This is a genomic window from Tropicimonas sediminicola, assembly GCF_900188335.1.
In the GTDB taxonomy this organism is placed as follows: Bacteria; Pseudomonadota; Alphaproteobacteria; order Rhodobacterales; family Rhodobacteraceae; genus Tropicimonas; species Tropicimonas sediminicola.
The window spans coordinates 17,621-43,332 of the sequence record NZ_FZOY01000004.1; the positions used below are offsets into that span (position 1 = coordinate 17,621).

Consider the following 25,712-nt stretch of genomic DNA (forward strand, 5'->3'; position numbering starts at 1 on the left):
CACCTAAGCCGGAGCAGTTGCGCGAAGACGATGGGTTGGGTGCTGCAGTGATGTTCATCGACGCCCAAGTGTCTCCGGCGGCGCTTCGAACACTCCCGATAAGGCGTTGGAGCGACGCGGAAATGGGAGAGGGAACAGGACCGGCAGGACGTTGAGCAGAGCTTTGCGAGTTTGCTTATGCAGGTCGGTATGGATCCAGCGCGTTCCCGGAATGATAAATGGATCGGCGATCGCCACGATACCCGAGGCGATAAATGCACCGCGCCTGGCGCGGCTCTGGAACTCGTCCATCGCGGCATGTTCGAACAGTTCACCGATCAGCTCTGCGATCAGGCTCCCCTTGCCCGGGTCGATGTGTAGCCGATCGGCCCCGCGATAAGGACCCCGGGCGCGATCAGCGTCATCGCCCCGAACGGGTTCAGGTTCAGGTTGGCGTGGAACGCGGCACATCGGTCATGCCATGGCGAATATCTCGCCAATGGAAGGGCCAGAGGCTCCCGTGGATGCGGCCATTCTGTAAACGGGCGCCATCGAACCTTCCTTTGGCCAGGGCCGGGGAACTGCCCGGGCGACCTGATAACCTCGGCCCGACAAGCCATGTCAGGGGCCGACGAAACTCTGCCAATGCCAGTTCAGCCTGGTTGCGGAGCCAGAGGAATGCAGACCGGGTCAAAACGCTGACGTACACAATAAAGGATCCTCCCGAACCCCTGGTCTTCGACGAAGCACATGACCTTCGGCGTTTCCTGCTTTCGCACAGGCAGAATCAGGGTCGCAAGAACATGGGACTTGGCCGGCGCCAAGTCGATTGACAGCCGTCGCGACGTCTCCAGCCCTTCAACCTCCGCAGCATCGACATCGTCGAAACCTTCGATCACCGAGAGGCCCTCGACATAACCGCTGCTGTAGACAACCTCGATCCCGGTCATCGCGTGTGCTGTATCAATGGTCGCCGAACGATCGCCGGTCTCGACCTGCCCCATCGTATGCCCGAACCAGGAGACCGGAACAGCCCGGCTGGCCGCCACATGGTCGATCACGACGAAAGCACATCCAAAGATCATGTGCAGCTGTCGTTCCGCCCGGATGAGGTCGGGGATCATCTGCCGATAGGCATCGGTGGCGTCACCTACGGCCCATTGGTGGTTCTCATGGTCTCCATGGGCCACAATCGCGCCCGAGGCCTGCCGGGCGAGGAACTTGTCGACATCGGCGTATTGGCCTTGTCCGTCGATCAGCAGGGCATTCTTGGACAGCGTCTGGCGCCGCCAGTTCCGGTGCATCGAGGAATTGTGCGCGACGTAGTGACCGCTCTGCACGAGGATGTCGTCGCCGAAGGCCGAGAGGCAGAACGCGTTCTGATCGGCGTGGGAATGGCTGATGGAGCCATAGGGGCTGGACTTGAACACGCAGTGGATATGGTGATCGGGATCATCCATGCGGGACTGGAGCGAGGCCCAGCCCACGCCCAAGAAGAGCTTGATCCGAGGTTCGGGGGGCATGCTTGCGGCGTCAACGGGTCCGAAGCTGGCCTCTCTCAGGAGATCGTCGAAGCGGAAATCCCACCAGCCATAATTGTAGAACGCGCTCTCATCGCTGTCGGAGAGGGTCTCGATCTGGTCGGCGTAGCCGGCAAACTCCGGCGTGCCGGTCGCGGCGGCCAACAGGCGCATGTTGCGGGCGATCTTCGGGCTTGGCGCATCTCCGAGCGTGGAGTCGTCTCCGAAGGTCCCGCGCCGCGTCCAGGCCGGGCGGCAGTACAGGGGGAAACTGCCGGTATTGCGGAAGAAGGGGCGTTCAAAGACGTTCAATCCGGTCGCGTTTCGAAGGAGCGTCGCGGCCTCGAGCGCGTAGCACATGGCCGTGGTCCAGTAGTGGATGCCCTCGGCCCAGCCACCTTCTTCGTCCGCCCAGGCGCTGTAGGGCCCGGCAAGGTAGTTGGCCGCGAAGTCGAGCCATTCCGTTCCGTCCGCGTCTTCGCCGGCCAGCGCAAGACCAACGGGCACCATGACGGCCGACACCGCCCTCACCGCGTGGCTGTCATAGGGGAAGGAGTCGATGCGCGAGGCGTGCATCACGTGCCGCGCGACCTGTTCCCCACGCGCCTTGAGCGCCGAACGCACGGCGTCGGCCTCGTCTGGCGAAAGTTCCGTACGCAGCCAGTCATAGCCCCACGCGAGCGCCGTCGCGCAGCGGAACGCCGCCTCGTCGTTATAGGAGCGCGAGGTCGGACCCTCCGGATCCCATTGGGCAACCGCGAGGAGCCAGTCCCTGGCGCGCGCTGTCAGCTTTGCGTCGCGTTGCAGAACGCCGGCCACGGCCAGGTTGCGGATGCCATAAAGCGCCTCCTGGCAGGTGATGTAGGATCGACGCCAGAGCTCGGCCGTGCGCAGGTTGTTCGGATAGGCCTCGGGCTCGGCGGGAATGTCCTTCTCCACCCAGGGCAACACGCTCCGCTCGACGAACGCCGCCCAGGCCGGCATCTCGTCCAGTCTGGAGATCAACGCCTTGTGGCCGTCGGCCGCGATGGCAAGGCGCGGGCGAATGCCGGCGGCCCGTTTCCGGTCGAATGCAACCGGCGCCACGATCGCGTCGGCCGGCACGATGAATTTGCGGGATTGGCTCCAGTCACTGGGGCCGCGCGCATCGGAAACGGTCCGGTATCTCCAGCTGTAGGAGCCCGGTTCCACCGGCTCCGCCGGCGTGAAGAACGGAAAGGCGATCCCGGTGAAATGCGTCGGCTTGCCTTCCGGCTGCCCGCTCACGGAGAGGCGCTGGAGCTGAAGCTCATAGCTGTGGCGTCCGATCTGTGGGGGAATCCACTGGAACCGCGGCGGGTTCTCGATCACCGCGCGACGCTCGTCCGGCGAATACCGAACCGTCAGAACGTTCTCGTCGGGCTGCAGCAGCGGCGACCTTGGCAGGTCTTCGTGCTCGTGTTTGGTGCTGTTCTTGTTCGCCATGCCATCCTCGACCGACTTGTCTCGCGGGGGTGAGCGGCGGGCACGAAGGCGCCCGCCGCCAGGGTGTTGCAGGGGGTCAGTTTGAGCCGCCGTACTGCCGCTCGTAGGCGGTCTGCAGGGCTGCCAGGACATCCGAGTAGCCCAGTCGCTCAAGTTGCGCCTGGTAGTCGGACCACTCGGCCTCGACGTCGGCCGCACCGAGAATCCACTTCTCGTAGCTTTCCTGCATGAAGGAGAGGATGTTCGGCCAGGACTTGTCGTAGATGGCCTTTTCCTCGGCGTTCATGGCGATGCCCGGGAACTGCTCGACGACGTATCCGCCCTCGGTGTACATCTCGATACCCTTCAGGGCGAGGTCGTTGGTCCACTGGCGCTCGTACTCGTAGTCCTGCGGGAAGCCGATCGGGATCTGCGCTCCGATCTCCCACAGCTGCGCCACGACCGAACCGTCGCCATTCAGCACGCTGTCCTTGAACACCGGGTTTCCGTCGACCATGTAGTAGGTCAGCCCCTCGACGCCGAAGTTGGCGATCCGCTGGCCTTCTTCGGTGAAGTAGAAGTTGAAGAACTTGATCGTCTCCTCGGGGTGCTCGTTGCTGTAGCCGATGGCCCAGCCGGAGGGTTTCACGTTGATCCGGCCATGCTCTTCCCAGACTTTGCCGTTGATGTCGGCCGGCGGCGCCATCGGCAGGAAGGAGAAGCCGTCGATCTCAGCGGCGAGCTTGTCGTTGTAGGCCGCGGTGGAGGCCACCCAGTCGTGGGTCACGCCGCCCATGTTGCCGCCCAGAAGCTCGTCGCGCGCACGCGACTTGCGGGTGAAGATCTCCTTGTCGATCAGCCCTTCCTGGTACCAGGCCGCGACGTTCGAGATGCCCACCTTGAAGTTCTCGTGGGCATAGGGATGCACCACCTTGCCGTCCTCGATATAGAACTGGTGGTAGCTGTCCGACCCGGTCGACCGCGCACCCCACAGGTTGACGAGGCGGATCGCTTCTTCGGCGTGGCGGTTGAAGTACGGAACCTCGTCGGCCTGACCGTTCCCGTTCGGATCCTTGTCGCGGAAGGCGACGAGGACGTCATAGAGCTCATCCACGGTCCTGGGCTGCTCCAGACCGAGCGCATCGAGCCAGTCCTGGCGCACGAACCAGACGCGCCCGACATCGCCGTCGGGCAGGTAGGGGATGTAGTAGATGTTGCCATCCGGCGCCGAGATCGCGGCGCGGATGGTCGGGTTTTCATCCAGCACCTTCTGGATGTCGGGCGCGTGCTCGGCGATCAGGTCGTTGAGAGGCAGGAAGGCGCCCTCCATGCCATATTGGTCGAACGCTTCCTTCACGCCGGCGCCGCTGAATTCGCCACCCACGATGTCGGGAATGTCACCGGAGGCGATCATCAGGTTGAACAGCTCGCGGCTGTCCCCTGCCCCGACCGGCGCGGTGCCGTTCAGGGTTATGCCGGTCGCCTCGGCCACCTTTTGCGCGACCGGCCAGTCTGTGTTCCAGCCGTACTTGTCGCGGAAGTGCATGAAGACGTCGAGCTCGAGAGGCTCGCTGACGATGGGCTCGGCCTTGGCCGGTCCGTAACTGCCGGGTGTCAAAAGCGCAGCCGAAGCCACAGCCCCCATGAGAAGGGTCTTGAGTGTCATCTGTATTCCTCCCTAAGGATTTGATGTGTCGTATGGGGAGCCGCCCGGCCGGGCGGCAGCCCCGCAGTTGGCGTTATTCCTTCACACCGCCCAGCATCACGCCCTTCTGGAAATACTTCTGGATGTAGGGGTAGACGATGATGACCGGGATGATGGACAGCACGATGATGGCGGCGATCGCGGTCTCGAAGGAGTAGCTCGAGGACAGCAGATCGGTCGCGAATTCGTCGCTCATGTTGAGCTCGACGATGATCTCCTTGAGGTAGACCTGAAGCGGAAGCTTGTCCTGGTCGCGCAGGATGACCATCGCCCAGAAGTACCCGTTCCAGCGGAACACGGCGCAGAACAGCGCAACGGTGATGATCGCGGGCTTCGAGAGCGGCATGTAGACCCGCCAGAGGATCTGGAAGTCGTTGGCGCCGTCCATCCGCGCGGCCTCCTCGAAGGAGCGCGGCACGCTTTCGAAGAAGTTCCGCATCAGGATTGCGTTGAAGGCATTCACGGCGAAGGCGATGATGATCGCGAAGCGCGTGTCGAGGATTCCCAGATCCCGGATGTTCAGGAAGACCGGGATCATGCCCGCGTTGAACCACAGCGTGAAGGCCACGAAGAGGTTGAAGCCCGAGCGGAAGGGCAGCTGCGGCCGGCTCAGCGCGTAGGCGCCTGGGATGATGAAGGCGAGCGAGGTGAGCGTGCCGACGATCGTGTAGTAGAAGGTGTTGCCGTAGGCGACCCAGAACTGCCGGTCCGCCATCACGTAGCGAAAGGCGTCGAAGGTGATTTCCTTGGGTGTCAGCACAACGTCGCCACGTGCCACCGCCGCGCCCGAGGACATGGAGGCGGATAGCACATAGACGAAGGGATAGAGCGTCGAGGCCACGAAAAGCCCCAGCAGGATGGTCACGGCCCAGCCGAAGAACTTGTCGCCGCGGCTGTAGAGGTCGAAGGATCCGGTAGAGATGCTCATCTGTCTGTCCTCACCACAGCGACGTCTTGGACAGGCGCCTGGACAGGCGGTTCGCGGTGATCACGAGGGTGAAGGCCACCACCGCGTTGAAGACACCCGCAGCCGTCGCGACGTCGTAATTGTTGTTCTGAAGGCCCTGGCGATAGATCCAGGTGGTGATCACGTCGGCGGTCTCGTAGGTCGCCGGCTGGTAGAGCAGGATCACGTATTCGAAGCTCACCTCCAGCAGGTTGCCGATGCGGATGATCAGCATGATCAGGATCGTCGGCAGGATGCAGGGCAGCGTGATGAGGTACATCATCTGGAACCGCGTTGCGCCGTCCACCTTGGCGCTTTCGTAGAGCGAGGGCGAGACGCCGGCGATGGCGGCGAGGTAGATGATCGACTCGAAACCCGCCTCCTTCCAGATGTTCGAGCCGATGAAGATCGGCCGGAACCATTCCGGCTTGGTCAGGAAGTAGGTCGGATCCTCCGCGCCCAGTTTCATCAGGATCAGGTTCACGATGCCGGAGGGGGCGAAGAAGTTCACCACGATCCCGGCGACGATGACGATGGAGATGAAATGCGGCAGATAGGCGATGGTCTGCGCCATCCGCTTGAAACCCTGGTGCCGCAGTTCGTTGAACATCAGCGCCAGGATGATCGGCGCTGGGAAGGCGAAGATCAGGCTGAGGCCGGAGATGATCACCGTGTTCTTGACCGCGCGCCAGAAATACGGGTCTTCGAAGAGGGTCCGGAAGTGCTCCAGCCCCACCCAGGGACTGCCCCAGATCCCCTTGAACAGCGAGAAATCCTTGAAGGCGATGGTGAGCCCGAGCATCGGCCGATAGGCGAAGATCAGGAAGTAGATCACCATCGGCGCAAGCATCAGGTAGATCTGCCAGTTCCGCAGGATGCTTGCGATGAACCTTTGCCCCAGCGTGAGCGGCGGAAGGTCGAATTCGGACGGCGGCGTCAGAATGGATGTATGTGACACGCCCGGGTCGGTCATGACGCTCATGCCGCCCTCGCAAGCTCGATGCGAGCGCCGGTGGCGCCGGTGAAGAGGTGGCAGTTCTCGGCCTCGATCTCGATCCCGACGGTGGAGCCGGCTTCCAGCAGCACGACGCCGGGCGCCTTGATGACGATCTCTGTGTCGCCGAGCGTTGCGTGGATCAGGCTCTCCATCCCGAGGGATTCCACCAGGTCCACCCGCACCTGCGCCGCCGGGGCGACCGTCGCGTTCGGATCGGCAAGGCGGATGATCTCCGGCCGAAGGCCAAGCTGGACCTCCGATCCTTCGCTGAAGCCGCCAAGGTCGATCGCCGGCAAGGTCACCACGGTGCCATCGCGCAGCTTCAGGACCGGCGATCGGGCCGTGCCGGCGAGGCTGCCCGGAATGAGGTTCATCGGCGGGGAGCCCATGAAGCCGGCCACAAAGGCATTGGCCGGGTTCTGGAAGATCTCGATCGGCGTGCCGACCTGTTCGATGTAGCCGTCCTTCAGGATGGCGATCCGGTCCGCCAGCGTCATGGCTTCCACCTGATCGTGGGTGACATAGATCGAGGTGGTCCCGAGGCGGCCGTGGAGGCGCTTGATCTCGGCCCGCATCTTGTTGCGCAGCTTGGCGTCGAGGTTCGAGAGCGGCTCGTCGAAGAGGAACACCGCCGGATCCCGCACGATCGCCCGGCCCATCGCGACCCGCTGGCGTTGCCCACCCGAAAGGTCGGCGGGCCGGCGGTCGAGATACTCGGTCAGCCCGAGGATGGAGGCCGCTTCCTGCACCAGCTCATGCCGTTGGTCCTTGGCGAAACCGCGCAGGCGCAGGCCGAAGCCGATATTCTGCTCCACGGAGAGATGCGGATAGAGGGCGTAGTTCTGGAACACCATCGCCACGTCGCGATCTTTCGGGGCGACACGGTTGACGATCTTGTCGCCGATCGAGACCCGGCCTCCGGAGATGTCCTCCAGCCCGGCGATCATGCGGAGAATCGTGGACTTGCCACAGCCCGAAGGACCGACCAGTACCACGAATTCCCCGGCCTTTACCTCCAGATCCACGCCATGGACCACCTCGACGGAGCCATAGCGCTTCACAACCCTTTCCAGCACGACGTTTGTCATAAGTCTCCTCCCCTCCCAGGGCGCTTCAGGACGCCTTGGGCGTCACGTGTTCTTGAACTTCGGGACTGCGGATGATCTTGGCGAACATCTCGACGCAGTTGAGGTGAGCATCCATTGCCGCCGACGCGGCGCTGGCGTCCCGGCTTTCCATGGCGGCAACGATCGCCCGGTGCTCTTCTATCACCTGCAGGTGGCGGTTCTCACCGCGCGAGATCCTCAGGCGCTGAACCCGGCTGACAGCGCCCCGCACCATGTGGACCAGCCGGATCGCCGAGGGCATCGCGGCGATGTTTGCCAGAGCCTGGTGGAAATCCCGATCGAGCTCGAAGAATGCCACGCCGTCTCCGGCGCCTGCCGCTTCGACCTGCCTTTCGACAAGCTGCTGGAGGTTCACCAGATCCAGGGTCGTGCGCCGGTTGGCGGCCTCGGCCGCAACCGCCATTTCGATGGCGCGGCGCAGCATCAGGCATTCATAGACCTTCTCGAAGCTGATCTCGGAGACGTAGCTGCCGCTCTTGGGCCGGATCTCGATCAACCCCTCTTCCGACAGGCGGATGAAGGCCTCGCGAACGGGCGTCTTGGAGACGCCGATCTCCGAGGCAACGTCCTTCTCCGACAGCTTCGTTCCCGGTTTCCATTCAAGGGAAATGATGCTCTCTCGGATCTGTTCGTAGACGCGCTGGCTCACCGGGACTTCGGACGGCCGCAACGGTGCGTCGGAGACATTTTTTGACATATCAGATCGACTCCTAACGTATCAGTTGCAAATCTAATACGTCAGTTATAGAGATCCCGTCAATGACCAACCTGTCGCACAACCCCCAGAAGCGCCCCGGGAGGCGAAGCAAATGACTGAAAAAAATTCAAAAATCGACGTATGGGTCGACAGCGGCGAAGGCGTGGAACGCAGGGTCCGCGCCGAGACTCAGGACCTGATGGTGGTGGAGTTCCGCTTCTCCACAGGCGGCGTCGGAGCGCTGCACAGCCATCCGCACACCCAATCGACCTATGTCGAGTCGGGCGTCTTCGACTTCACCATGAACGGAGAGACCCGGCGCATCTCTGCCGGCGATTGCTTCGTCATTCCGTCCAACGCCGAACATGGCTGCGTCTGCGTCGAAGCCGGCCTGCTGGTCGACTGCTTCACGCCGCGCCGCGACGATTTTCTCTGAGAGGACCACCGATGCCGAGCGTCAGATCCATCTACGCGGTTGATCCCGAGACCGCCAAATCCTTCGACACGGCCGCCTTGCGCGAGGCCTTCCTCGTGGAAAGCGCCTTCGCCGACGGGGAAATCCGCCTCACCTATACCCATTACGATCGGCTGATCGTCGGCGGCGCCGTACCCGCCGGCGCGGAACTGGTCCTCGACGCGGTGCCGGAAACCGGCACCGCCTCCTTCCTCGACCGCCGCGAGGTCGGCATCCTCAACATCGGCGGCACCGGAGCCGTTTCGGCTGGCGGCGAAAGCTGGACGCTGAACAAGGGCGACATGCTCTATCTCGGCATGGGAATGGGCCCGGTCACCTTCGCGGGAGACGGGCGCTTCTACATCGCTTCCGCGCCTGCGCACCAGAGCCACCCGGCCACCCTGATCCGTCCCGAGGACGCGGAGCAGGTCACGCTCGGCGCGCAGGAAACGTCGAACCACCGCTCGATCTGCAAGTCGATCCACCCCGACGGCGTGAAGTCGTGCCAGCTCATGATGGGCTACACCCAGCTGCATGGCGGCTCGGTCTGGAACACCATGCCGGCGCATCTGCATGACCGCCGGATGGAGGCCTATCTCTATTTCGACGTGGCCGAGGGTCAGCGCGTGTTCCACTTCATGGGCCAGCCGCAGGAAACCCGGCACCTCGTCGTCGGCAACGAGCAGATCGCGGTTTCCCCGCCCTGGTCGATCCATTCCGGTGCAGGCACCGGCTCCTACACCTTCTGCTGGGTGATGGCGGGGGACAACATGAGCTTCACCGACATGGACATGGTCGCTATCGAGGATCTGAAATGATCTCCTTCTCGCTCGAAGGAAAGACTGCGCTCGTCACCGGCGCCAATGCGGGAATCGGCCGGGCACTGGCCGTGGGCCTCGGTGGCGCCGGAGCGCACGTCATCTGCGCCGGGCGTTCGGACTGCACCGAAACGGCCGGCATGATCGCCAGTGCGGAATCGATGAAGCTGGATCTCTCCGACCCGATGGCGGCGAAGGACGTCCTTGCGGACCGGCAGGTCGACATCCTGGTCAACAACGCCGGCATCATTCGGCGGGCCGATACCGTGGATTTCCCGGAGCAGGACTGGGACGATGTGATGGACGTGAACCTGAAGGCGGTGTTCTTCACCTGCCAGGCCTTCGCGCGCGCAGCCATTGCGCGCGGCACAGGCGGCAAGATCATCAACATCGCCTCGATGCTCAGCTTCCAGGGCGGCATTCGCGTGCCCTCCTACACCGCTTCCAAGCACGGCGTGGCCGGGATCACCAAGCTGATGGCGAACGAATGGGCCTCCAGCCGGATCAACGTGAACGCCATCGCACCGGGCTACATCGCCACCGACAACACCGCCGATCTTCGGGCAGACCCTGCGCGCTCGGCCGAGATCCTCGGCCGCATTCCTGCCGGCTGCTGGGGCGATGCCTCGGACATCGCCGGCGCCGCGGTGTTCCTTGCCTCTCCGGCGGCGGATTATGTCCACGGCGCCATCCTCAACGTGGATGGCGGCTGGTTGGCGCGCTGAAACGACCCCGCATGAGTTCCCGGCGTCCGAATGTCGCCGGGAACTGTCGATCAGTAGAGCGTCTCTGACGTCGCGGTTCGGTCAGTCGAGAAAGGCCGGCTCCGAGACCATGATGTGTCTGAACTTGTCGCAAAGCTCCCGGAGCAGCGACGGCTCGATCCCGCGCAGGGGACCGCCCGCCGAGAGAACGCGGCGCTGGATCGCCGATGCCTTCTCGATTGTCTCGACGAGAGCAAAGACCTTCTCCGGACTCTCTTCGGAAGCGAAAATCCCGTGGTGGCTCCAGGAAATCACGCGGCTCTTTCTCAACTCGACCGCCGACGCCTCCGCGATCTTGACCGTTCCGGGCAGCAAGGGGGTCACCACCCGCACCCCATCGGGGAAGATCACGATGCATTCCGGCATCTTCTGCCAGAGCGCCATGGTCAGCTCGCGGGAATCCAGCGGCATCAGGAAGCTGAGCGCGATGAACTCCGGCACATGGCAATGCAGGATCACCCGCTCGCGCCCGCCGGAGACCTCCTTCCGGATGGCATGGCCGACGAGGTGGGTGGCGAATTCCGAGGTCGGTTGCCCGCCCATCACGTAGCCCCAGACCCGACGATACGCGGTTCCGTTTTCGACGATCTGAACGATCCCGAACACCTCGTCCGGATGCTCCAGAGCGTGGCGGAAGAATTGGCCGGACCCGGTCACCAGGAAGTAGTCCCCGTCCAGTTCCGGTTGTGGCTGCTGCAACTGGACGCTCGGGTGACGCCGGGCATTCGGGAAGCGCCGGAGCAGGATGGCCTCGATCTCCTCGGTCGGCAGGCGCCAGCTGAAATTACCGCCGTTGGCCTCGTTCCAGCCCATGTCCCAGCACAGCCGGACGAAGGGCGCGGCCTCTTCGACGAAAGAGATTGCGTGAGCGAATTCGGGCATTTCGCCCTCCTTATATGCGATCGGCCACGGAGGCCTGGTAGGTATTGAGCGTGTTCAGCAGGGTCATTCCGCTCGGGACGGACTGGCGCTCGCAGAAAGCCTCCCAGACCGCGCCGTAAGGCAGGTCCTTGAGCTCTTCGGTCAGGATGAAACGGTCGGAAAAGTTCAGTTCGGCCTCCTTGGCCTGCAGCATCTCGAACGGCTGCAGCAGCGCGCGCAGCAGCGCTTTCTGCATGTTGCGCGTACCGACGACCCAGGCCGCGGTGCGGCTGATCGTGGCGTCGAAGAAATCGAGCCCGATATGTGTGCGATCCAGAAGATCGCCGAAAACCAGCTCCTGCGCCATGGCGAGGATGTCGTCGTTGAGCAGGATCACGTGGTCGCTGTCCCACCGCATCGGGCGGCTGACATGGAGCAGGATCTCGTCCACCGAGAGCGCGACCGAAGACAGCTTGTCGGCGATGTTCTCCGTCGGGTGGAAGTGACCCATGTCGAGGCAAAGCAACGTGTTCTTGCGGATCGCGTAGCCGAGATAGAATTCGTGGCTGCCGACCGTGCAGGCCTCCACGCCCAGCCCGAAGAGCTTGCTTTCGACGGCGTCGAGCAGGTGCGCCTTGTCGAAGCGCTTGTCCAGCATCACATCGAGCGACGCTTCCAGCCGGGACCGCGCCGCCATCCGGTCCACCGGGTTGTCCTTGTAGCCGTCCGGCACCCAGATGTTGTTCACGCAGGGAGAACCCAGCTCCCTGCCCATCTGCGCCGCGATCTCGCGGCAGATCTGGCCGTGACGGATCCAGAACTCGCGAATGCCCTTGTCGGGATGGGAGAGCGTCAGGTTGTCGTCCGCCTTGGGATGGGCAAAGAAGGTCGGGTTGAAGTCGAGCCCGAGCCCTTTCTCCTTCGCCCAGTCCACCCAGGACGCGAAATGCCGGTACTCGAGCGCATCCCGGTCGGGCGTCTCGTTGCTGTCGAGATAGCAGGCATGAAGGTTCAGACGGTGCGAACCGGGTATGTTGGCATAGGCGAAGTCGAGATCCGCGCGAAGCTCGTCGGGCGTTCGGGCGCGGCCCGGGTAGTTGCCGGTGGCCTGAATGCCACCACCGCTGCCCGCGGTCACACCCTCGAAGCCCACCACGTCGTCGCCCTGCCAGCAATGCACCGAGATCGGGATCGTGGCGAGCCGCTCCATCGCGGCTTCGGTGTCGACACCCCACTGCGCGAATGCGTCCTGCGCGGCGGTGTATTCGGGACGGGTCATTGCTCTGTTTCCTTGTATTCAGGCGCTGCTGGCCAGCGGTTCCGCGCAGGCCATGTGCCAGGTCTCGGCATAGGCTCGAAGCGCCTCAGCCTGTTTCTTCTCAAGTGGCGCATGGCTCCCCGGTTTCTCGGAGAGCGTCGCTCCCGGCCCGCGGGTCAGAAGCGCGGCCCCGATGCTTGTCCCGGTGGCTGACCCGCCCGGCAGGAGAACGGGCCGGCCGGTCGCTACGGCCAGCATGTCGAGGAAGAGCCGGTTGCGGGCGAATGGCCCTTCCGTGAGCGTCGGGCCCGCGGCACCGATCATTCCCAGGCAGGTCTCCGCCATCATCGCCAGGTAGAGCGAGATGACGGCCGCCCGTTCTCCCGACGAGAGGACGTCTTCCGGGACGGTCCATTCATGGCGCCGCCCCTGGAACGGCCCGCTCTCAGACACCACCGATGGCAGGAGCATGGCTCCCCGCGACAGCACCGTGTCGATTTCCTCGGGCGCGGGTGTGACGTGCTGACCCTGCATCAGGAGTTCGTATTCCCGCCCGCCCATGAACCGCGCGGAAGGCACCGGTTGCCCGAGCGCATTCACGTTGATCAGCGTATCGCGCGACGGATCGAGCTGCGCAGCATGTCGTCCGATGGCCATGGCGATCACCCAGGTGCCGGTCGACAGGACGGAGAACGGCGCGTCGAGGGCAAGGAGGTGCGGGTAAAGCGAGGCGTTGGAATCGTGGATGCCGCAAAAGACAGGCGTGCCCTCGGCAAGTCCGGTGGCCCGCGCCAGCATCGGAAGGACCTGACCCACCTCGTCCGTCGGCATCCGGACAGGCGCCATCCTGTCCGAGAGACCGAGGTGATCCGGCAAGGTGCTGAACCGACCCGCCTCCGGCTCCCAGAGATCGGTATGACACCCGAGCGAAGTGACCTCGGTGCAGGCGATGCCGGTCAGACGGGCCACCCAGAACTGGGGATAGGTCACGACCTTGTCGATCCGCTGGCGTAATCCCGGCTGCGTCCGAAGCAGCCAGTAAAGCTGCGCCCCCGCGTTCAGCCCCATGGGGAGACGCGGCGCACCGGTCCGCTCGAACCCCGGACGGATGGCGCCATAGTCCGCCGCCAGCTTGTCCGGTCCGGTGTATTCATAATCGAGCACCGGCGCCGCCAGCCCTCCGTGGGCGTCGAGCAACACGATGGAAGCTCCATGCGTTGTCACGCTGATCGCATCGATCCCGTATTTCGCCTGAAACGCCCCAAGTCCTTCGAGGATGAACGCCCAAAGGTGATCCGTGTCGAAATGCGGATAAGGTGGACCGTCCAGCACGGTATTCGGGGTCGTGCGGACATCGATCTCGGCCAGCGCGTCCATGTCGACCATGGCAAGCTTCGCATTGGTCTTGCCGATATCGATGACGGCGACATGTCGGTACGTGCTCATGGCAAGTGAAACACCGTTTCCAGCTCGGTCACGACCGGTTTGTTGTCGGTTCCGGTCTCCATGATGTCAGCCATGTGCGCCCACCAGCGCTGCATCACCGGACTCTCAGGCAGGCTTTCCATACCGTGGTCGTCCTCGCGCCAGAGAACCCCGAAGAGCAGGTTGGTCTCCGGGTCGAGGTGGATCGAGTAATCCGAGATGCCGGCCTCGCGCAGCAGCGCCTCCAGCTCCGGCCAGATCTCGTCATGTCGGCGCTTGTACTCGTCCCTGCAGCCAGGGTTGAGGCGCATGCGGAAGGCGTATTTCTCCACGGCTCAGCTCCTCGACTGGCGGATCTGGGCGAAGAGCCGCGGCAGGGCGATCACCCCGATCAGCAGCAGGCCGATGAAGATCGACATCACGATGCCCGGCACGTTCAGCAGGCCGAGGCCGAAGGTCACGAGGCCCATGACGAAGGCTGCGATCACCACGCCGGGGATCGAGCCGGACCCGCCGAGGATGTTGACGCCTCCGAGGACCACCATCGTGACCACCTCGAGTTCCATGCCGAAGGCGATGGAAGGCCGCGTCGATCCGAGCCGCGAGGTCAGGCAGATCGAGGCAATGGCTGCCATCACCCCGGTCAAAAGGAACAGGATGAACTTCACCCGCTTGACCCGGATGCCCGAAAACAGCGCGCCGACGGGGTTGTTGCCGATGGAATAGACGGCGCGGCCGAAGTTCGTCTTGTGCAGCACCACGCCGTAGATCACCGCGAATACGAAGAAGAAGACGAGCTCCACCGTGATCACCCAGAAGACATAGCCCTGGCCGAACCAGGCAAAGCTGTCGGGGTAGTTCATGAAGGCCTGATCGCCCAACACGATGTAGGAGATGCCGCGGAACAGGCTCATCGTGCCGATGGTGACCACGATGGACGGAAGGCCGAGCCCGGTGACCAGCGCACCGTTGAAGGCACCGCAGGCGAGCCCGACGGCGAGCCCGATGGCGACGATGCCGGGCGTGCCGACGCCGAACTCCGCCGCCGCCCCCATCGCGGTCGAGGTCAGCGCGATGATCGAGGCGACCGAGAGGTCGATTTCGCCCGAGATGATGACCAGCGCCATGGCAAAGGCGATCATCGCCTTTTCCGTGAAGTTGAAGGTCGCGTCGCTCAGGTTCCAGGCGTTGAGAAAATAGGGCGAGGCAAAGGAGTTTAGCAGGAAGATCGCCACCGCGACCGCCAGCAACAAGGCCTCCCAGCTTTTCAACGTACGCTGAAGCGGCGTGGTCAGGCGGTCGGGAACATGGTGATGGGTTGCGTCGGTCATGCCGTATGCTCCGCGGATTTGAGGATGACCCGGCCCTTGGTGCGGCCCTGCTGCGCGTTGAAGGCGACGGCGATGATGATCGCGCTGCCCGAGATCGCGAGCTGCCAGAAGGGCGAGATGTTGATGACCGGAAGGGCGTTCTTGATCACGCCGAGGAAGAGCGCGCCGAGCAGCGTGCCTGCCACGGAGCCGACGCCGCCAGCGATGGAGATGCCGCCGATGACACAGGCCGCGACCACCTCGAGCTCGAAGCCGCCAGCGATGTCCACGTAGGCAACGGCGAACCGCGACACCCAGAGGTAGCCCGTCAGCCCGGCCATCATGCCGGAGATGGTGAAGGCGAGGAACTGCGTCCGGCCGACGTCGATGCCGGTATAGACCGCCGCGTTCGGGTTGCCGCCGACGGCAAAGAAGGAACGGCCGAGCGGCGTCCGGTTGATCATGACGACGAAGCAGATCACCACGACGATCGCGAACCAGGACAGCATCGGGAGGCCCGCAAGCTCCATCCGCGGGAAGTCCTTGAAACCCGCGCTCATCTCGTGCGCGTTGATCCACTTGCCGTCGGAGATCAGGAAGACGATGCCTCGAAAGATGGTCATCGTGCCGAGCGTGACCACGATGGCAGGTATCTGGAGCTTCCAGACCAGCAGCCCGTTGATCGCGCCGAGACAGGCGCCGAGCACGAGGGCGATCAGGAGGATGGCGGCAACCGGAAGCCCCGGCATCAGCGTGTTGAGCGTGGCCACCACCATGCCGGTCAGCGCCACGTTCGCCGCGACCGAGAGGTCTATGCAGCGGGTCAGGATCACGCACATCTGGCCCATCGCCAGGATGATGAGCGTCGAGGTGTCGTTGAACACGTTCACCAGGTTTCCGGGCTCCACGAAAGCCGGGAACCGGGTTGCAATCAGCGCCAGCAGCGAGACGATCGCCGCCACGAGGATAGCCTCGCGGGATTTCAGGAACTGGGAGATCATTGCTTGCCCTCCGAGATGCCCGCCGCGTGGCGCACGAGGGTTTCGGGGGTAACTTCGTCGCCCTGGAGTTCCGCAACAATGCGCCCCTCGCGCATGACGATCACCCGATCGGACATGCCGACGATCTCGGGAATTTCCGAGGAGACCATGATCACGGCCAGCCCTTGCGCGGCCAGTTCCGCGGTGAAGGCATGGACCGCCGCCTTGGAGCCGATATCGATCCCCTTGGTCGGCTCGTCGAGGATGATGATCTTGGGTTCGGTGGCGAGCCACTTGGCGATCACCACCTTCTGCTGGTTGCCGCCCGAGAGGTTTCCGACATCCTGATCGAGCGAGGCCGCCCGCAGGTCGAGCCGCTCGGTGTACTTCCGCGTCAGGGCGAACTCTTCCGCCAGCCGGGTGAAGCCATTCCTGGAGGTGCGGCCGAGAGACGGCAGGGTCACGTTCTTGAAGATCGGCATGCCAATGACCGCACCTTGCTTGCCGCGATCCTCGGGCACATAGACGATGCCGGCCTCCACGGCCTCTGCGGTAGAGCGAATGCTGCGTGCCCGCCCGTCGACCGAGATCGTCCCCGCCGAGGGTTTGGTAATGCCGAAGAGCGCCTGCATGACCTCGGAGCGCCCTGCCCCGACCAGCCCGTAGAAGCCGAGGATCTCGCCCCTGCGGAGCGTGAAGGAGATGTTCTCGAACTCGGTCGGGTGGCAATAGCCATCGACCTTCAGGATCTCGTCTCCCGCCGTCGAGGCGCGCTCGGGAAAGATGTTCTCGACCGAGCGGCCGACCATCAGGCGCACGAGGTCGTCCTCGGTCACGTCGGCCATCGCACCCGCGCCGACATATTGCCCATCGCGGAACACGGTATAGCGGTCCGCGATGCGGAAGATCTCGTCGAACTTGTGGCTGATGAAGAGGATCGCCTTGCCCTCGGCCTTGAGACGGTCGACCAGCTCGTAGAGCTCTTCGATCTCCTTCTGGCTCAGCGCAGCGGTGGGCTCGTCCATGATGACGACGCGCGCATCGATGCTGAGGGCGCGGGAGATTGCGACGAGGTGCTTGTTGGCGATACCCAGGTCCTTGAGCAGGACCGCCGGGTCGATCTCGGCGCCGATCCGGTCGAGCAACTCCCCTGCGTCGCGCCGCATCTTTGCGGTATCGATCAACCCGTATTTGCCGCGCGGGGCATGGCCAATGTAGATGTTCTCGGCCACGGAGAGCTCGTCGAAGAGCACTGTTTCCTGGTGGATCGCGGTGATACCGGCGTCGGCGGCATGCTGCGCGGTCGGGAAGCGGGTTTCCTTGCCGTCGACCCGGATCGTGCCCTCTTCGGGCTGATAGATGCCGGTGAGCACCTTGACGATGGTCGACTTGCCGGCGCCGTTTTCTCCGACCAGCGCGGTCACCTGACCGGGATAGAGGTCCAGCTTGACATCGGACAGCGCACGGACGCCCGGAAAGATCTTGGTGATGCCGTCGAGGGATAGGATCGGGTCTGTCATGAGGGCATCGGCAGCCTTGCTGACATCAGGGCTGAGGTACATTTCGTGGTCCAGCCGTTCAATGTGTGATGAGAGATGGGTCCGGCGCCGGACGCGCCGAACCCGGGAGGAAGAGGATCAGAAGATGCTCTTGAACTCTTCGATATTGGAGGCGTCGTAGACGAAGGGATCGGCCATCGCGCCATTGGTGTTCTCATCAAGCGTCAGCGTGCCCATGCGCCCCATCGGGATCTCGGCACCGGGGGCTGCCTCGGCAGCACCGGAGGCAAGGGCATGCGCCAGCATGGTGGCAGAGTAGCCGAGGTCGATCGGATTCCAGATCGCGAAGGACTTGGAGGCGCCGGATTCGATGGCACCCGCCATCTCCGACGGCAGCCCGAGGCCGGTCACGTTCACCTGCCCCACCTTGCCGGCATCGACCACGGCCTGGGCCGCGGCCACGATGCCCACCGAGGTCGGCGCGATGATCGCCTTGAGGTCGGGATGGGTCTGCATCAGGCCCGTGGCCTCGCGGTAGGACTTGTCGGCCAGGTCGTCGCCGTAGACCGTCGCCACCACGTTGATGCCCGGGTAGTTGCCCATGACCTTGTTCATTTCCTCGATCCAGATGTTCTGGTTCGTCGAGGTGGTGGTGGCGGAGAGGATGGCCACGTCGCCGCCATCGGGCATGTGATCGGCGGCAAGCTTGATGATCATGTTGCCGATGAGCGCATTGGAGGACGGATTCAGGTGCAATTGGCGGCCGTCCTCGGCCACCCCGGAATCCCAGGAGATCACGGTGATCCCGCGCTGCATTGCCTTCTTGAGTGTGGGCACGAGGGCGTCGGTGTCGTTGGCGGAGACGGCAATGGCGTCCACCTGCTGGGCGATCAGGGAGTTGATCACCTCGATCTGGCCCTCTGCGGTGGTGTCGGTCGGTCCGGTATAGATGACCTCGACGCCGCCAAGCTCGGCCGCGGCCTCTTCGGCGCCTTTCGCGGCGGCCTCGAAGAATCCGATCCCGAGCGCCTTGACCACAAGCGCGATGCGCATGTCGTCGGCATGGGCTGCTCCGGCAAACATCGTTGCCGCAACAGTGGCTGTGGTCAGGGCTTTCTTGAAGATGCTCATCCTTGGTTTCCTCCCTTGAGCTTCTGGTTTCCTGCCCGCAGCCCGTCCTTTATCCGGCCTGCGGGGTCGTGTTGCGTTGCGCATCCACCGTCGCGACGATCAGGCGAACACCGGCTGCCTCCAACAGCGCGGCGCTCTCGTCATCGACGCCATCGTCGGTGATCACGGTGTCGATCCGGTCCAGCGGACAGAGCACGAGGCTCGAGCGGTTTCGGAACTTGGACGAGTCGACCATCACGACGAGCTCGTCGGCCTGTCCGATCAGCTTCTGTTCCGCCTGGATCAGCAGCGGGTCTTCCTCCATCAGGCCGAGCCGCCCGATCCCGTGGATACCCATGAACATGCGCCGGGCGTAGAAGTTGCTCGATACGTCATTGTCGAACGGCGACAGGATGATGTTCTGCTCGCGATAGATCACGCCGCCCGGCACCATCACCGTGTTCTTGGAATTCTTCAGCAGGTGTTCTGCGATCGGAAAGCTGTTGGTGAAGACCTGAAGCCGACGATTGGCCAGCGGATGCACCATCTGAAAGGTCGTTGTCCCGCCGTTGATGATGATGGACTCGCCGTCCTCGCACAGATCCGCAGCCGCCAGCGCGATCGCCTGCTTCTCGGCGATCTTGCGCGTCTGGTTCATGGCGAAGGGATGGCCTGCCAGGCCAACGAACTTCGGCGGAGCGATCGCTTCGGCGCCACCGCGCACGCGGCGCAGCTTCTTTTGCATGTGCAACGCCGCGATGTCGCGTCGAACCGTTGCCTCGGAAGCCCCGGTCAACGTGCACAGATCGGCCACGGTGACCACAGGCCTGTCCTGAACGGCCGATAGAATGACCCTGTGGCGCTCCGACTCGTGCATTACGTCCTCCTTGCTGGATACGTTGATCCTCAAAACACTCACTGTCAATCAATTTCGATCATATACGATCTTCTGCAGCGCAGAATTCAGCAAATATGATCGTTTTTGATTGACTTTGCGCAGCCAGATTATCAGCCTCCCCTCAGAAGATACAGCATTCGCGTGCGCTCGGGAGGAGCAGAGTACATGACAAAACTGCCGGAAAATAAGCTGTTGCAGAACCTGTGGGACGAGGTACGCGCCGGACCGATGAGCGAGTCGGAGCGTTTGCTCTATCGATCGAACTTGCTCGGGTCTGACAAGCGCGTGACCAATTATGGCGGAGGAAACACCTCGGCCAAGGTCACCGAGACAGATCCCCTGACCGGCAAGCCCTGCGACGTTCTCTGGGTCAAAGGCTCGGGAGGCGATCTCGGCTCCATCACGCTCTCGGGCTTCTCGACGCTCTACATGGACAAGCTGGAGGCGCTGAAAGGTCTCTACCGCGGCCCCGAGCACGAAGATGAGATGGTGGGCTACCTGCCCCATTGCACCTTCAACCTGAACCCGCGCGCCGCCTCCATCGACACGCCGCTGCACGCCTACGTGCCGAAAGCCCATGTCGATCACGTCCATCCCGACGCAATCATCGCGATTGCCGCCTCTGCCGATTCCTGGGCCATCACGCAGGAAATCTTCGGCGACGAGATCGGCTGGCTCCCCTGGAAACGGCCCGGCTACGAGCTCGGCCTCTGGCTTGAGGATTTCTGCCGCAAGAACCCGGACGCCAAGGGGGTAATTCTCGAATCCCACGGGCTCTTCACCTGGGCGGACACGGCCAAGGAGTGCTACGAGCTGACCATCGAGACGATCAATCGCGCCATCGCCTGGTTCGAAAACCGCACGGCCGGCCATGCTGCGTTCGGCGGCGCGATCCATACGTCGCTCGATGAGGATGCACGTAACACCATCGCCTCCGAACTGATGCCCGCGATCCGCGGCATGGTCTCGGGCGCCCAGCACATGGTTGGCCATTTCGACGACCAGCCGGCGGTCCTGGAATTCGTAAACACGGCTGACATGCCCGCGCTGGCCGCGCTCGGAACAAGCTGCCCCGACCACTTCCTCCGCACCAAGATCTGCCCGCTGGTGGTGGACTTCGACCCCGGTTCGCCGGATGTCAAAGCCTTGCTGGACGGGCTGGCGAGTTCGGTTGCCGCCTACCGGGAAAATTACGCCGCCTATTACGAGCGCTGCAAACATGACAACAGTCCCGCGATGCGCGACCCCAACGCCGTGGTCTATTTGGTCCCGGGTGTCGGCCTGATCACCTTTGCCAAGGACAAGGCGACGGCGCGGATCTCGGCCGAGTTTTATGTCAACGCGATCAACGTGATGCGCGGCGCCTCGGCGGTGTCCGAGTATCGCGGCCTGCCGGAACAGGAAGCCTTCGACATCGAGTACTGGCTGCTCGAGGAAGCCAAGCTGCAACGGATGCCGAAGCCCAAGTCGCTCGCGGGGCGGGTCGCACTGGTCACCGGGGCGGCTGGCGGCATCGGCTCAGCGACCGCCGAACGGTTCCTGCGCGAAGGCGCCTGCGTCGTGCTGACCGATATCGATGAACAGGCCCTGAAAGAAACCAAGGCTGAGCTGGCCCGCCGCCATTCGGCGGACGTGGTGAAAGCCGTGGCGCTCGATGTGACCGACGAAGCCGCGGTCGAGGCCGCCTTTGCCAAGGCGGCTCGGGAGTTCGGCGGCGTGGACCTGCTGGTCTCCAACGCCGGCATCGCCTCCTCCGCTCCGATCGAGGAGACGAGCCTCGATCTGTGGAATCGCAACATGTCGATCCTGTCGACGGGCTACTTCCTGGTGTCGCGAGCAGCCTTCAGGCTGATGAAGTCGCAAGGGATAGGCGGCGCGGTGGTCTTCGTTGCGTCAAAGAACGGGCTCGCCGCCTCTCCCAACGCCTCGGCCTATTGCACCGCCAAGGCGAGCGAAATCCACCTCGCCAGATGCCTGGCCCTCGAAGGCGCATCCGATGGAATCCGTGTCAACGTGGTCAACCCGGATGCGGTGTTGCGCGGGTCGCGCATCTGGTCCGGCGAATGGCTGGATCAGCGCGCGAGCACCTACGACACGGACAAGGAAGGGCTCGAGGAGATGTACCGCCAACGCTCGCTGCTCAAACGCACCGTACTTCCGGAAGATATCGCCGAAGCCACGTATTTCCTCGTGTCGGAGGCGTCTGCGAAATCGACCGGAAACATCCTGAACGTGGATGCAGGGAACGTTCAGGCCTTCACGCGGTAGGGAGCCAGACGCCACCGGGTGGACGCCCCCTGCCGCTGGCGACGGAACAAGCCCCGACGGCAGCGAGGTGCACTCCCCGGTCAACCCGCTCTCTGGCAAACCCGCTCCCCGCACTCGCGAACGACCGCACGCAGGCTGCGCGTCACGCGACCACCCTGTCAGCCTTCAGCCAGGCTGGCGGCGTGGTGCTGGCGCGGCCTGTTCGGGCGGTTTCCGCGCATTGGGCAAGCGAGCCGAAACGCACGGCGCGTTCGGACAGGGCCGGCGCATAATGGGCGTATTTCCCCGAGTTGGTCATCAGGACACGGGCGTCGGGCGGGAAGACGGGTTCGGAGATCGAGCACCAGCAGAGGTCCGGGATGATCCTGACGCCGGCTGCTTCCAGTCTCGCCTTCACGCCATTTGCCTTGATCGCCGCCAACGTGTCCCGCCCCAGGGTGATGATCGCGGTGACAGCGTCATGCACCCTGGCGCCCTCCATCAGCCCGGCGAACACGGCGCATTCCGCGGCGGAGAAATGCGGGCTGCCGAGGGCGACGAGGTCCACCGCCTCAGCGCCCTTGTTGAAGCGGTCCCAGAGCCGGGCGAAATCCGCAGCAGGGATCCGGACCTCGTCTGCGTCCGGGCTTGGCGGACGGGAGGCCTCGGGGGTGATACCCGCGACATGCAGCATGGGCGCGGCCGACGTGGTACCGAAGGCGGCGCAGAGCGCCTTGAGGTCGTCGTCGCTCGGATGCGTGCCTTCAAGCCCGGTGATCAGCGGGATACGGTCCGGCGCGGCCTGCCCCGCCAGCCAGCCGAGCATCGGCCAGAAGGCATCGTCTGGCTGGGCCGGCGCCTCGACATTCAGGATCCGGCGCGGCGCGCGGTTCTCGTCGAGATAGACGCCGGACATCGCGGCCCGACCGGTCAGCGCGGCGCAGAGGTCCATGAAATCCGCATGCTTGACCGTGCGCGCGCCGAGCACGCTGTTAGCATAGATCACCGCGTTGCTCTCCGCCCAGGCAATCGCCTCGTCCTCGCCCGGGCGGTCTTCGAGCAGGTAGGGCGCGCAGGTGAAGGACGGCCGGGCGCCCATCTCCACATAGGCATTGGCCAGTTGCGAGGCCGGCAGGCCGAACGCCTCGGCCACGCCTTGCGTGCGCCAGTTCGCATGGTCCACGGAGATGGCGTTCATCGTCGTCGGGACACGCACCCGCCCGCCGAGATCGGCCATGGCGCGGGCAAAGGTCAGGAAGGCGGGGCTGGCGTAGATACAGCCGTCTATATGCACCCGCGTCACGTCGATCAGCCGCGTGGCGCCGATGGCTATCGCCATCGTGGTGATGATTTCCATGGCAGTCTGGGCCGCCTTGCCGTGGGCGCCTTCAAGGAAGGCGCGGTCGCTGTCGGCCAGCTCCAGCGGCGCCCGCGCAGCCTGCGAGAGGGGAAGGCTCAGCGGGCCAGCCACCAGATCCCGCGCGGTGATCGTCGCCGCTTCCTGCTGCGCCAGCGCGTCGTATTCCTCGGCCGACAGCCGCAGCACGGCGATGCCGTGATCGAAGAGCTTGCCGGCGATAACCGCCCCGAGCGTCAGGATGTCTTCCGCCTCTCGAAAGACCAGCGCCTTGGGCGCATTCCCGGCGAATGCCAGCCCGAGCAGGACACCGCTTCCGGTGCAGGATCCCCGGCTGGTCGGCATCAGAACCGTCTTACCGGCGAGGCTCTGCCCGCACTGCGGGTGCATCTGGTCGATGATCACGCCCGTCTCCGGGTGCACCCCGCCCCAGAAGCTGAGCCCCTCGTCGCAGACCAGGATCGGCCCGGAGACGGATGCGGCTACCAATACTGTCGCCATGAGGTGTCCTTCTGGTGTCGTTGTGCGGGCAGTGATCGCCGTCTCGGGAAAGGCCGTGCATTCAGGCTTGCCTCGGCGATGTGGTTTTGCCTATACCAGCAACATTGGTAAGAAAAGAAAAATATGGCCGCGAACGAGAAAATCGAAGCCGCGCTGGATGAGGGCAACTGGGAAGCCGAGCGCCTGCATCTCCGTGAAGAGCTTGGCAATCGGATGAAATCCGAGCGGTTGGCCTGTGGCCTCACCCTGGCCGCGGCCGCTGAGCGTTCCGGCCTCGCGCTGTCGACAATCCACAAGATCGAGAACGGCCGGGTGTCGCCCAGCTACGAGAACATCGTTCGCATCGCGCGCGCCTACGGGATCGGGATGGAACGACTGTTCTCGGCGGAGGCGACCGCGCAGCCGACGACCCGCATGGCAGTGACCAAGGCGGGACAGGGCCGCAAGGTGCGCACCGACAAGTTCGAATACGAGGTGCTGTGCAACAGCCTGTCGGAGAAGCGGATCATGCCGCTCGTCACGGTCGTGACCCGCCGAGCACCGCTTGAGCCGGAGGATCTCGAAGCGCATCCCGGCGAGGAGACGATCTTTGTCCTGTCCGGGCAGGTCGAGCTGGTGGTCCAGCATTACGCGCCGGTGACGCTGGAGCCCGGTGACTGCGCCTATTTCGACAGCACGCTCAAGCACGGGCTGCGGGCACTGGGCGACGCGGAGGCCAGGGTATTCTGGGCCTGCACCTATATCGACGTGGACGGCTGAGGACAGGATGACCGAAACGGTGACGCTTACTTTCGACGACCTGAAGGGGCGCATACAGCGTATCTTCGAAATGGCCGGTGTGCGCCGCGAAACGGCCGCCGCCGTTGCGCGCGTGATCGCCTCTGGCGAGCGCGACGCGTGCAAGTCCCATGGCGTCTACCGCATCGAGGGCTGCCTGCGCGTTCTGGCGGCGGGCAAGGTCGTCCTAGACGCGGTGCCGCAGGTGCATGACGCGGGCACCTCGGCTATCGAGGTCGATGCCGGCGGCGGATTTGCCAACGTGGCGTTCGAGGATGCCTGCGATGCGCTGGTGGCACGGACCCGCGAAACGGGGCTGGCGGCGCTGGTGATCCGCGACTGCCTGCATTTCTCGGCGCTCTGGTACGAGGTCGAAATTCTGGCCGGCCACGGCCTCGCCTCACTCTCGATGTGTCCCAGCTACGCGACGGTCGCGCCCTCCGGCGGGCAGACGCCGCTCCTGGGCACCAACCCATTCGCCTTTGGGTGGCCGCGTGCGGGCGCGTTTCCGTACGTGTTCGACTTCGCGACCTCGGTTGCCGCGCGGGGCGAGATCGAACTGCATCGGCGGGCCGGGACTCCGATCCCCGAGGGCTGGGCCGTGGACAAGCAGGGCCAGCCGACGACGGACCCGCAAGCCGCACTCGACGGGGCGATGCTGCCCTTCGGCGGGCACAAGGGGTCGGCGATCTCGACGATGATCGAATTGCTCTCGGGGGCGATGCTGGGCGAGTTCATGAGCCGGGAGGCGCTGGACTTCACCGGTACCACCGCACTCCTGCCGCGCCACGGCGCCCTGATCCTGGCGATGGACCCGAGCGTTTTCGCACGGCGCTCCGGCCGCGACCCTATCGCAGAGGGAGAGCGGTTGATCGAGGCGATTGCCGGCCAGGGCGCCCGCCTGCCCTCCCAACGGCGCTTCGCTGCGAGGGCCATGGCGATGGCGGATGGCATCGCGCTGACCCCGGACGAGTTCGAACGGCTTGAAAGGTTCGAGGCGCTCGGGCTCGACGCCCTCTCCGGTTGAACAGCCCCCGGC

Annotated in this window: 23 protein-coding genes; 6 read left to right on the top strand and 17 right to left on the bottom strand. The window is 64.1% G+C overall.

Annotated features, from left to right (window positions below; all coding sequences use genetic code 11):
* Window positions 1–54: 54 nt before the first annotated feature.
* The 7 genes from CHB86_RS24180 to CHB86_RS11100 form a co-directional block, all read right to left on the bottom strand.
* Window positions 55–291 (bottom strand): hypothetical protein, encoded by a 237-nt coding sequence (locus CHB86_RS24180; RefSeq protein ID WP_141134876.1) that lies wholly within the window; start codon window positions 289–291, stop codon window positions 55–57.
* A gap of 341 nt (window positions 292–632) precedes the next feature.
* Entirely contained in the window at window positions 633–2,963 is a 2,331-nt protein-coding gene (locus CHB86_RS11075; RefSeq protein ID WP_176442845.1) for a heparinase II/III domain-containing protein, read from the bottom strand.
* Between the two features lie 76 nt (window positions 2,964–3,039).
* On the bottom strand, window positions 3,040–4,608 hold the full coding sequence (locus CHB86_RS11080; protein WP_245837912.1) for an extracellular solute-binding protein: 1,569 nt from the start codon (window positions 4,606–4,608) through the stop codon (window positions 3,040–3,042).
* Window positions 4,609–4,681: 73 nt separating this feature from the next.
* Complete coding sequence (locus CHB86_RS11085) at window positions 4,682–5,575, bottom strand: carbohydrate ABC transporter permease (protein WP_089233125.1); 894 nt, start codon at window positions 5,573–5,575, stop codon at window positions 4,682–4,684.
* A 10-nt stretch (window positions 5,576–5,585) separates the two neighbouring features.
* Window positions 5,586–6,575, bottom strand: coding sequence for an ABC transporter permease (locus tag CHB86_RS11090; RefSeq protein ID WP_089233126.1), 990 nt, complete (start codon window positions 6,573–6,575; stop codon window positions 5,586–5,588).
* A complete protein-coding gene (locus CHB86_RS11095) occupies window positions 6,572–7,678 on the bottom strand; it encodes an ABC transporter ATP-binding protein (RefSeq protein WP_089233127.1) in 1,107 nt (368 codons plus the stop codon). Before CHB86_RS11095 ends, CHB86_RS11090 begins: the two co-directional genes overlap by 4 nt.
* Before the next feature lie 25 nt (window positions 7,679–7,703).
* The gene (locus CHB86_RS11100; RefSeq protein WP_089233128.1) at window positions 7,704–8,414 is read right to left on the bottom strand and encodes a GntR family transcriptional regulator; all 711 of its coding nucleotides are present in this window, start codon (window positions 8,412–8,414) and stop codon (window positions 7,704–7,706) included.
* 112 nt (window positions 8,415–8,526) lie between these two features.
* On the opposite strand from CHB86_RS11100, the gene CHB86_RS11105 reads away from it, so the two are divergent.
* From CHB86_RS11105 to kduD, 3 genes are read left to right on the top strand one after another with little or no spacing between them, the layout of a single operon-like run.
* Window positions 8,527–8,850, top strand: coding sequence for a cupin domain-containing protein (locus CHB86_RS11105; RefSeq protein WP_089233129.1), 324 nt, complete (start codon window positions 8,527–8,529; stop codon window positions 8,848–8,850).
* 11 nt (window positions 8,851–8,861) lie between these two features.
* Window positions 8,862–9,686, top strand: a complete 825-nt coding sequence (gene kduI / locus CHB86_RS11110; protein WP_089233130.1) for a 5-dehydro-4-deoxy-D-glucuronate isomerase — start codon at window positions 8,862–8,864, stop codon at window positions 9,684–9,686.
* The gene (gene kduD, locus CHB86_RS11115) at window positions 9,683–10,411 is read left to right on the top strand and encodes a 2-dehydro-3-deoxy-D-gluconate 5-dehydrogenase KduD (RefSeq protein WP_089233131.1); all 729 of its coding nucleotides are present in this window, start codon (window positions 9,683–9,685) and stop codon (window positions 10,409–10,411) included. The genes kduI and kduD overlap by 4 nt, the downstream gene beginning before the upstream one ends.
* Before the next feature lie 81 nt (window positions 10,412–10,492).
* Here the strand turns inward: kduD and rhaD are convergent, their stop codons facing one another.
* The 9 genes from rhaD to CHB86_RS11160 form a co-directional block, all read right to left on the bottom strand.
* On the bottom strand, window positions 10,493–11,332 hold the full coding sequence (gene rhaD / locus CHB86_RS11120; RefSeq protein WP_089233132.1) for a rhamnulose-1-phosphate aldolase: 840 nt from the start codon (window positions 11,330–11,332) through the stop codon (window positions 10,493–10,495).
* 10 nt (window positions 11,333–11,342) lie between these two features.
* Complete coding sequence (locus CHB86_RS11125) at window positions 11,343–12,590, bottom strand: L-rhamnose isomerase (protein ID WP_089233133.1); 1,248 nt, start codon at window positions 12,588–12,590, stop codon at window positions 11,343–11,345.
* An 18-nt stretch (window positions 12,591–12,608) separates the two neighbouring features.
* On the bottom strand, window positions 12,609–14,015 hold the full coding sequence (locus CHB86_RS11130) for an FGGY-family carbohydrate kinase (RefSeq protein ID WP_089233134.1): 1,407 nt from the start codon (window positions 14,013–14,015) through the stop codon (window positions 12,609–12,611).
* Window positions 14,012–14,326: an L-rhamnose mutarotase gene (rhaM, locus tag CHB86_RS11135; RefSeq protein ID WP_245837914.1), complete on the bottom strand. Its 315-nt coding sequence runs from the start codon at window positions 14,324–14,326 to the stop codon at window positions 14,012–14,014. Before rhaM ends, CHB86_RS11130 begins: the two co-directional genes overlap by 4 nt.
* Window positions 14,327–14,329: 3 nt before the next feature.
* Window positions 14,330–15,325: an ABC transporter permease gene (locus CHB86_RS11140; protein ID WP_089233135.1), complete on the bottom strand. Its 996-nt coding sequence runs from the start codon at window positions 15,323–15,325 to the stop codon at window positions 14,330–14,332.
* A complete protein-coding gene (locus tag CHB86_RS11145; RefSeq protein WP_176442846.1) occupies window positions 15,322–16,305 on the bottom strand; it encodes an ABC transporter permease in 984 nt (327 codons plus the stop codon). The genes CHB86_RS11140 and CHB86_RS11145 overlap by 4 nt, the downstream gene beginning before the upstream one ends.
* On the bottom strand, window positions 16,302–17,804 hold the full coding sequence (locus CHB86_RS11150; RefSeq protein ID WP_245837915.1) for a sugar ABC transporter ATP-binding protein: 1,503 nt from the start codon (window positions 17,802–17,804) through the stop codon (window positions 16,302–16,304). Before CHB86_RS11150 ends, CHB86_RS11145 begins: the two co-directional genes overlap by 4 nt.
* Window positions 17,805–17,921: 117 nt before the next feature.
* Window positions 17,922–18,914, bottom strand: a complete 993-nt coding sequence (gene rhaS / locus CHB86_RS11155) for a rhamnose ABC transporter substrate-binding protein (RefSeq protein ID WP_089233137.1) — start codon at window positions 18,912–18,914, stop codon at window positions 17,922–17,924.
* Between the two features lie 49 nt (window positions 18,915–18,963).
* Window positions 18,964–19,770: a DeoR/GlpR family DNA-binding transcription regulator gene (locus tag CHB86_RS11160; RefSeq protein WP_089233138.1), complete on the bottom strand. Its 807-nt coding sequence runs from the start codon at window positions 19,768–19,770 to the stop codon at window positions 18,964–18,966.
* 186 nt (window positions 19,771–19,956) lie between these two features.
* Between CHB86_RS11160 and CHB86_RS11165 the strand changes: the two genes are divergently transcribed.
* Window positions 19,957–22,059: a bifunctional rhamnulose-1-phosphate aldolase/short-chain dehydrogenase gene (locus CHB86_RS11165; RefSeq protein ID WP_089233139.1), complete on the top strand. Its 2,103-nt coding sequence runs from the start codon at window positions 19,957–19,959 to the stop codon at window positions 22,057–22,059.
* 142 nt (window positions 22,060–22,201) lie between these two features.
* On the opposite strand, the gene lhpI is transcribed toward CHB86_RS11165, so the two are convergent.
* Entirely contained in the window at window positions 22,202–23,896 is a 1,695-nt protein-coding gene (gene lhpI, locus CHB86_RS11170; protein WP_089233140.1) for a cis-3-hydroxy-L-proline dehydratase, read from the bottom strand.
* 123 nt (window positions 23,897–24,019) lie between these two features.
* Between lhpI and CHB86_RS11175 the strand changes: the two genes are divergently transcribed.
* The gene (locus tag CHB86_RS11175) at window positions 24,020–24,655 is read left to right on the top strand and encodes a helix-turn-helix domain-containing protein (RefSeq protein WP_089233141.1); all 636 of its coding nucleotides are present in this window, start codon (window positions 24,020–24,022) and stop codon (window positions 24,653–24,655) included.
* 7 nt (window positions 24,656–24,662) lie between these two features.
* On the top strand, window positions 24,663–25,700 hold the full coding sequence (locus tag CHB86_RS11180; RefSeq protein ID WP_089233142.1) for an Ldh family oxidoreductase: 1,038 nt from the start codon (window positions 24,663–24,665) through the stop codon (window positions 25,698–25,700).
* Window positions 25,701–25,712 lie beyond the last annotated feature (12 nt).

Excerpts from the sequence above, each read along its gene's own strand:
- CHB86_RS24180 (WP_141134876.1), bottom strand. The coding sequence starts at position 291 with ATGGACGAGTTCCAGAGCCGCGCCAGGCGCGGTGCATTTATCGCCTCG.
- CHB86_RS11075 (WP_176442845.1), bottom strand. The coding sequence starts at position 2,963 with ATGGCGAACAAGAACAGCACCAAACACGAGCACGAAGACCTGCCAAGG.
- CHB86_RS11080 (WP_245837912.1), bottom strand. The coding sequence starts at position 4,608 with ATGACACTCAAGACCCTTCTCATGGGGGCTGTGGCTTCGGCTGCGCTT.
- CHB86_RS11085 (WP_089233125.1), bottom strand. The coding sequence starts at position 5,575 with ATGAGCATCTCTACCGGATCCTTCGACCTCTACAGCCGCGGCGACAAG.
- CHB86_RS11090 (WP_089233126.1), bottom strand. The coding sequence starts at position 6,575 with ATGAGCGTCATGACCGACCCGGGCGTGTCACATACATCCATTCTGACG.
- CHB86_RS11095 (WP_089233127.1), bottom strand. The coding sequence starts at position 7,678 with ATGACAAACGTCGTGCTGGAAAGGGTTGTGAAGCGCTATGGCTCCGTC.
- CHB86_RS11100 (WP_089233128.1), bottom strand. The coding sequence starts at position 8,414 with ATGTCAAAAAATGTCTCCGACGCACCGTTGCGGCCGTCCGAAGTCCCG.
- CHB86_RS11105 (WP_089233129.1), top strand. The coding sequence starts at position 8,527 with ATGACTGAAAAAAATTCAAAAATCGACGTATGGGTCGACAGCGGCGAA.
- kduI (WP_089233130.1), top strand. The coding sequence starts at position 8,862 with ATGCCGAGCGTCAGATCCATCTACGCGGTTGATCCCGAGACCGCCAAA.
- kduD (WP_089233131.1), top strand. The coding sequence starts at position 9,683 with ATGATCTCCTTCTCGCTCGAAGGAAAGACTGCGCTCGTCACCGGCGCC.
- rhaD (WP_089233132.1), bottom strand. The coding sequence starts at position 11,332 with ATGCCCGAATTCGCTCACGCAATCTCTTTCGTCGAAGAGGCCGCGCCC.
- CHB86_RS11125 (WP_089233133.1), bottom strand. The coding sequence starts at position 12,590 with ATGACCCGTCCCGAATACACCGCCGCGCAGGACGCATTCGCGCAGTGG.
- CHB86_RS11130 (WP_089233134.1), bottom strand. The coding sequence starts at position 14,015 with ATGAGCACGTACCGACATGTCGCCGTCATCGATATCGGCAAGACCAAT.
- CHB86_RS11140 (WP_089233135.1), bottom strand. The coding sequence starts at position 15,325 with ATGACCGACGCAACCCATCACCATGTTCCCGACCGCCTGACCACGCCG.
- CHB86_RS11145 (WP_176442846.1), bottom strand. The coding sequence starts at position 16,305 with ATGATCTCCCAGTTCCTGAAATCCCGCGAGGCTATCCTCGTGGCGGCG.
- CHB86_RS11150 (WP_245837915.1), bottom strand. The coding sequence starts at position 17,804 with ATGACAGACCCGATCCTATCCCTCGACGGCATCACCAAGATCTTTCCG.
- rhaS (WP_089233137.1), bottom strand. The coding sequence starts at position 18,914 with ATGAGCATCTTCAAGAAAGCCCTGACCACAGCCACTGTTGCGGCAACG.
- CHB86_RS11160 (WP_089233138.1), bottom strand. The coding sequence starts at position 19,770 with ATGCACGAGTCGGAGCGCCACAGGGTCATTCTATCGGCCGTTCAGGAC.
- CHB86_RS11165 (WP_089233139.1), top strand. The coding sequence starts at position 19,957 with ATGACAAAACTGCCGGAAAATAAGCTGTTGCAGAACCTGTGGGACGAG.
- lhpI (WP_089233140.1), bottom strand. The coding sequence starts at position 23,896 with ATGGCGACAGTATTGGTAGCCGCATCCGTCTCCGGGCCGATCCTGGTC.
- CHB86_RS11175 (WP_089233141.1), top strand. The coding sequence starts at position 24,020 with ATGGCCGCGAACGAGAAAATCGAAGCCGCGCTGGATGAGGGCAACTGG.
- CHB86_RS11180 (WP_089233142.1), top strand. The coding sequence starts at position 24,663 with ATGACCGAAACGGTGACGCTTACTTTCGACGACCTGAAGGGGCGCATA.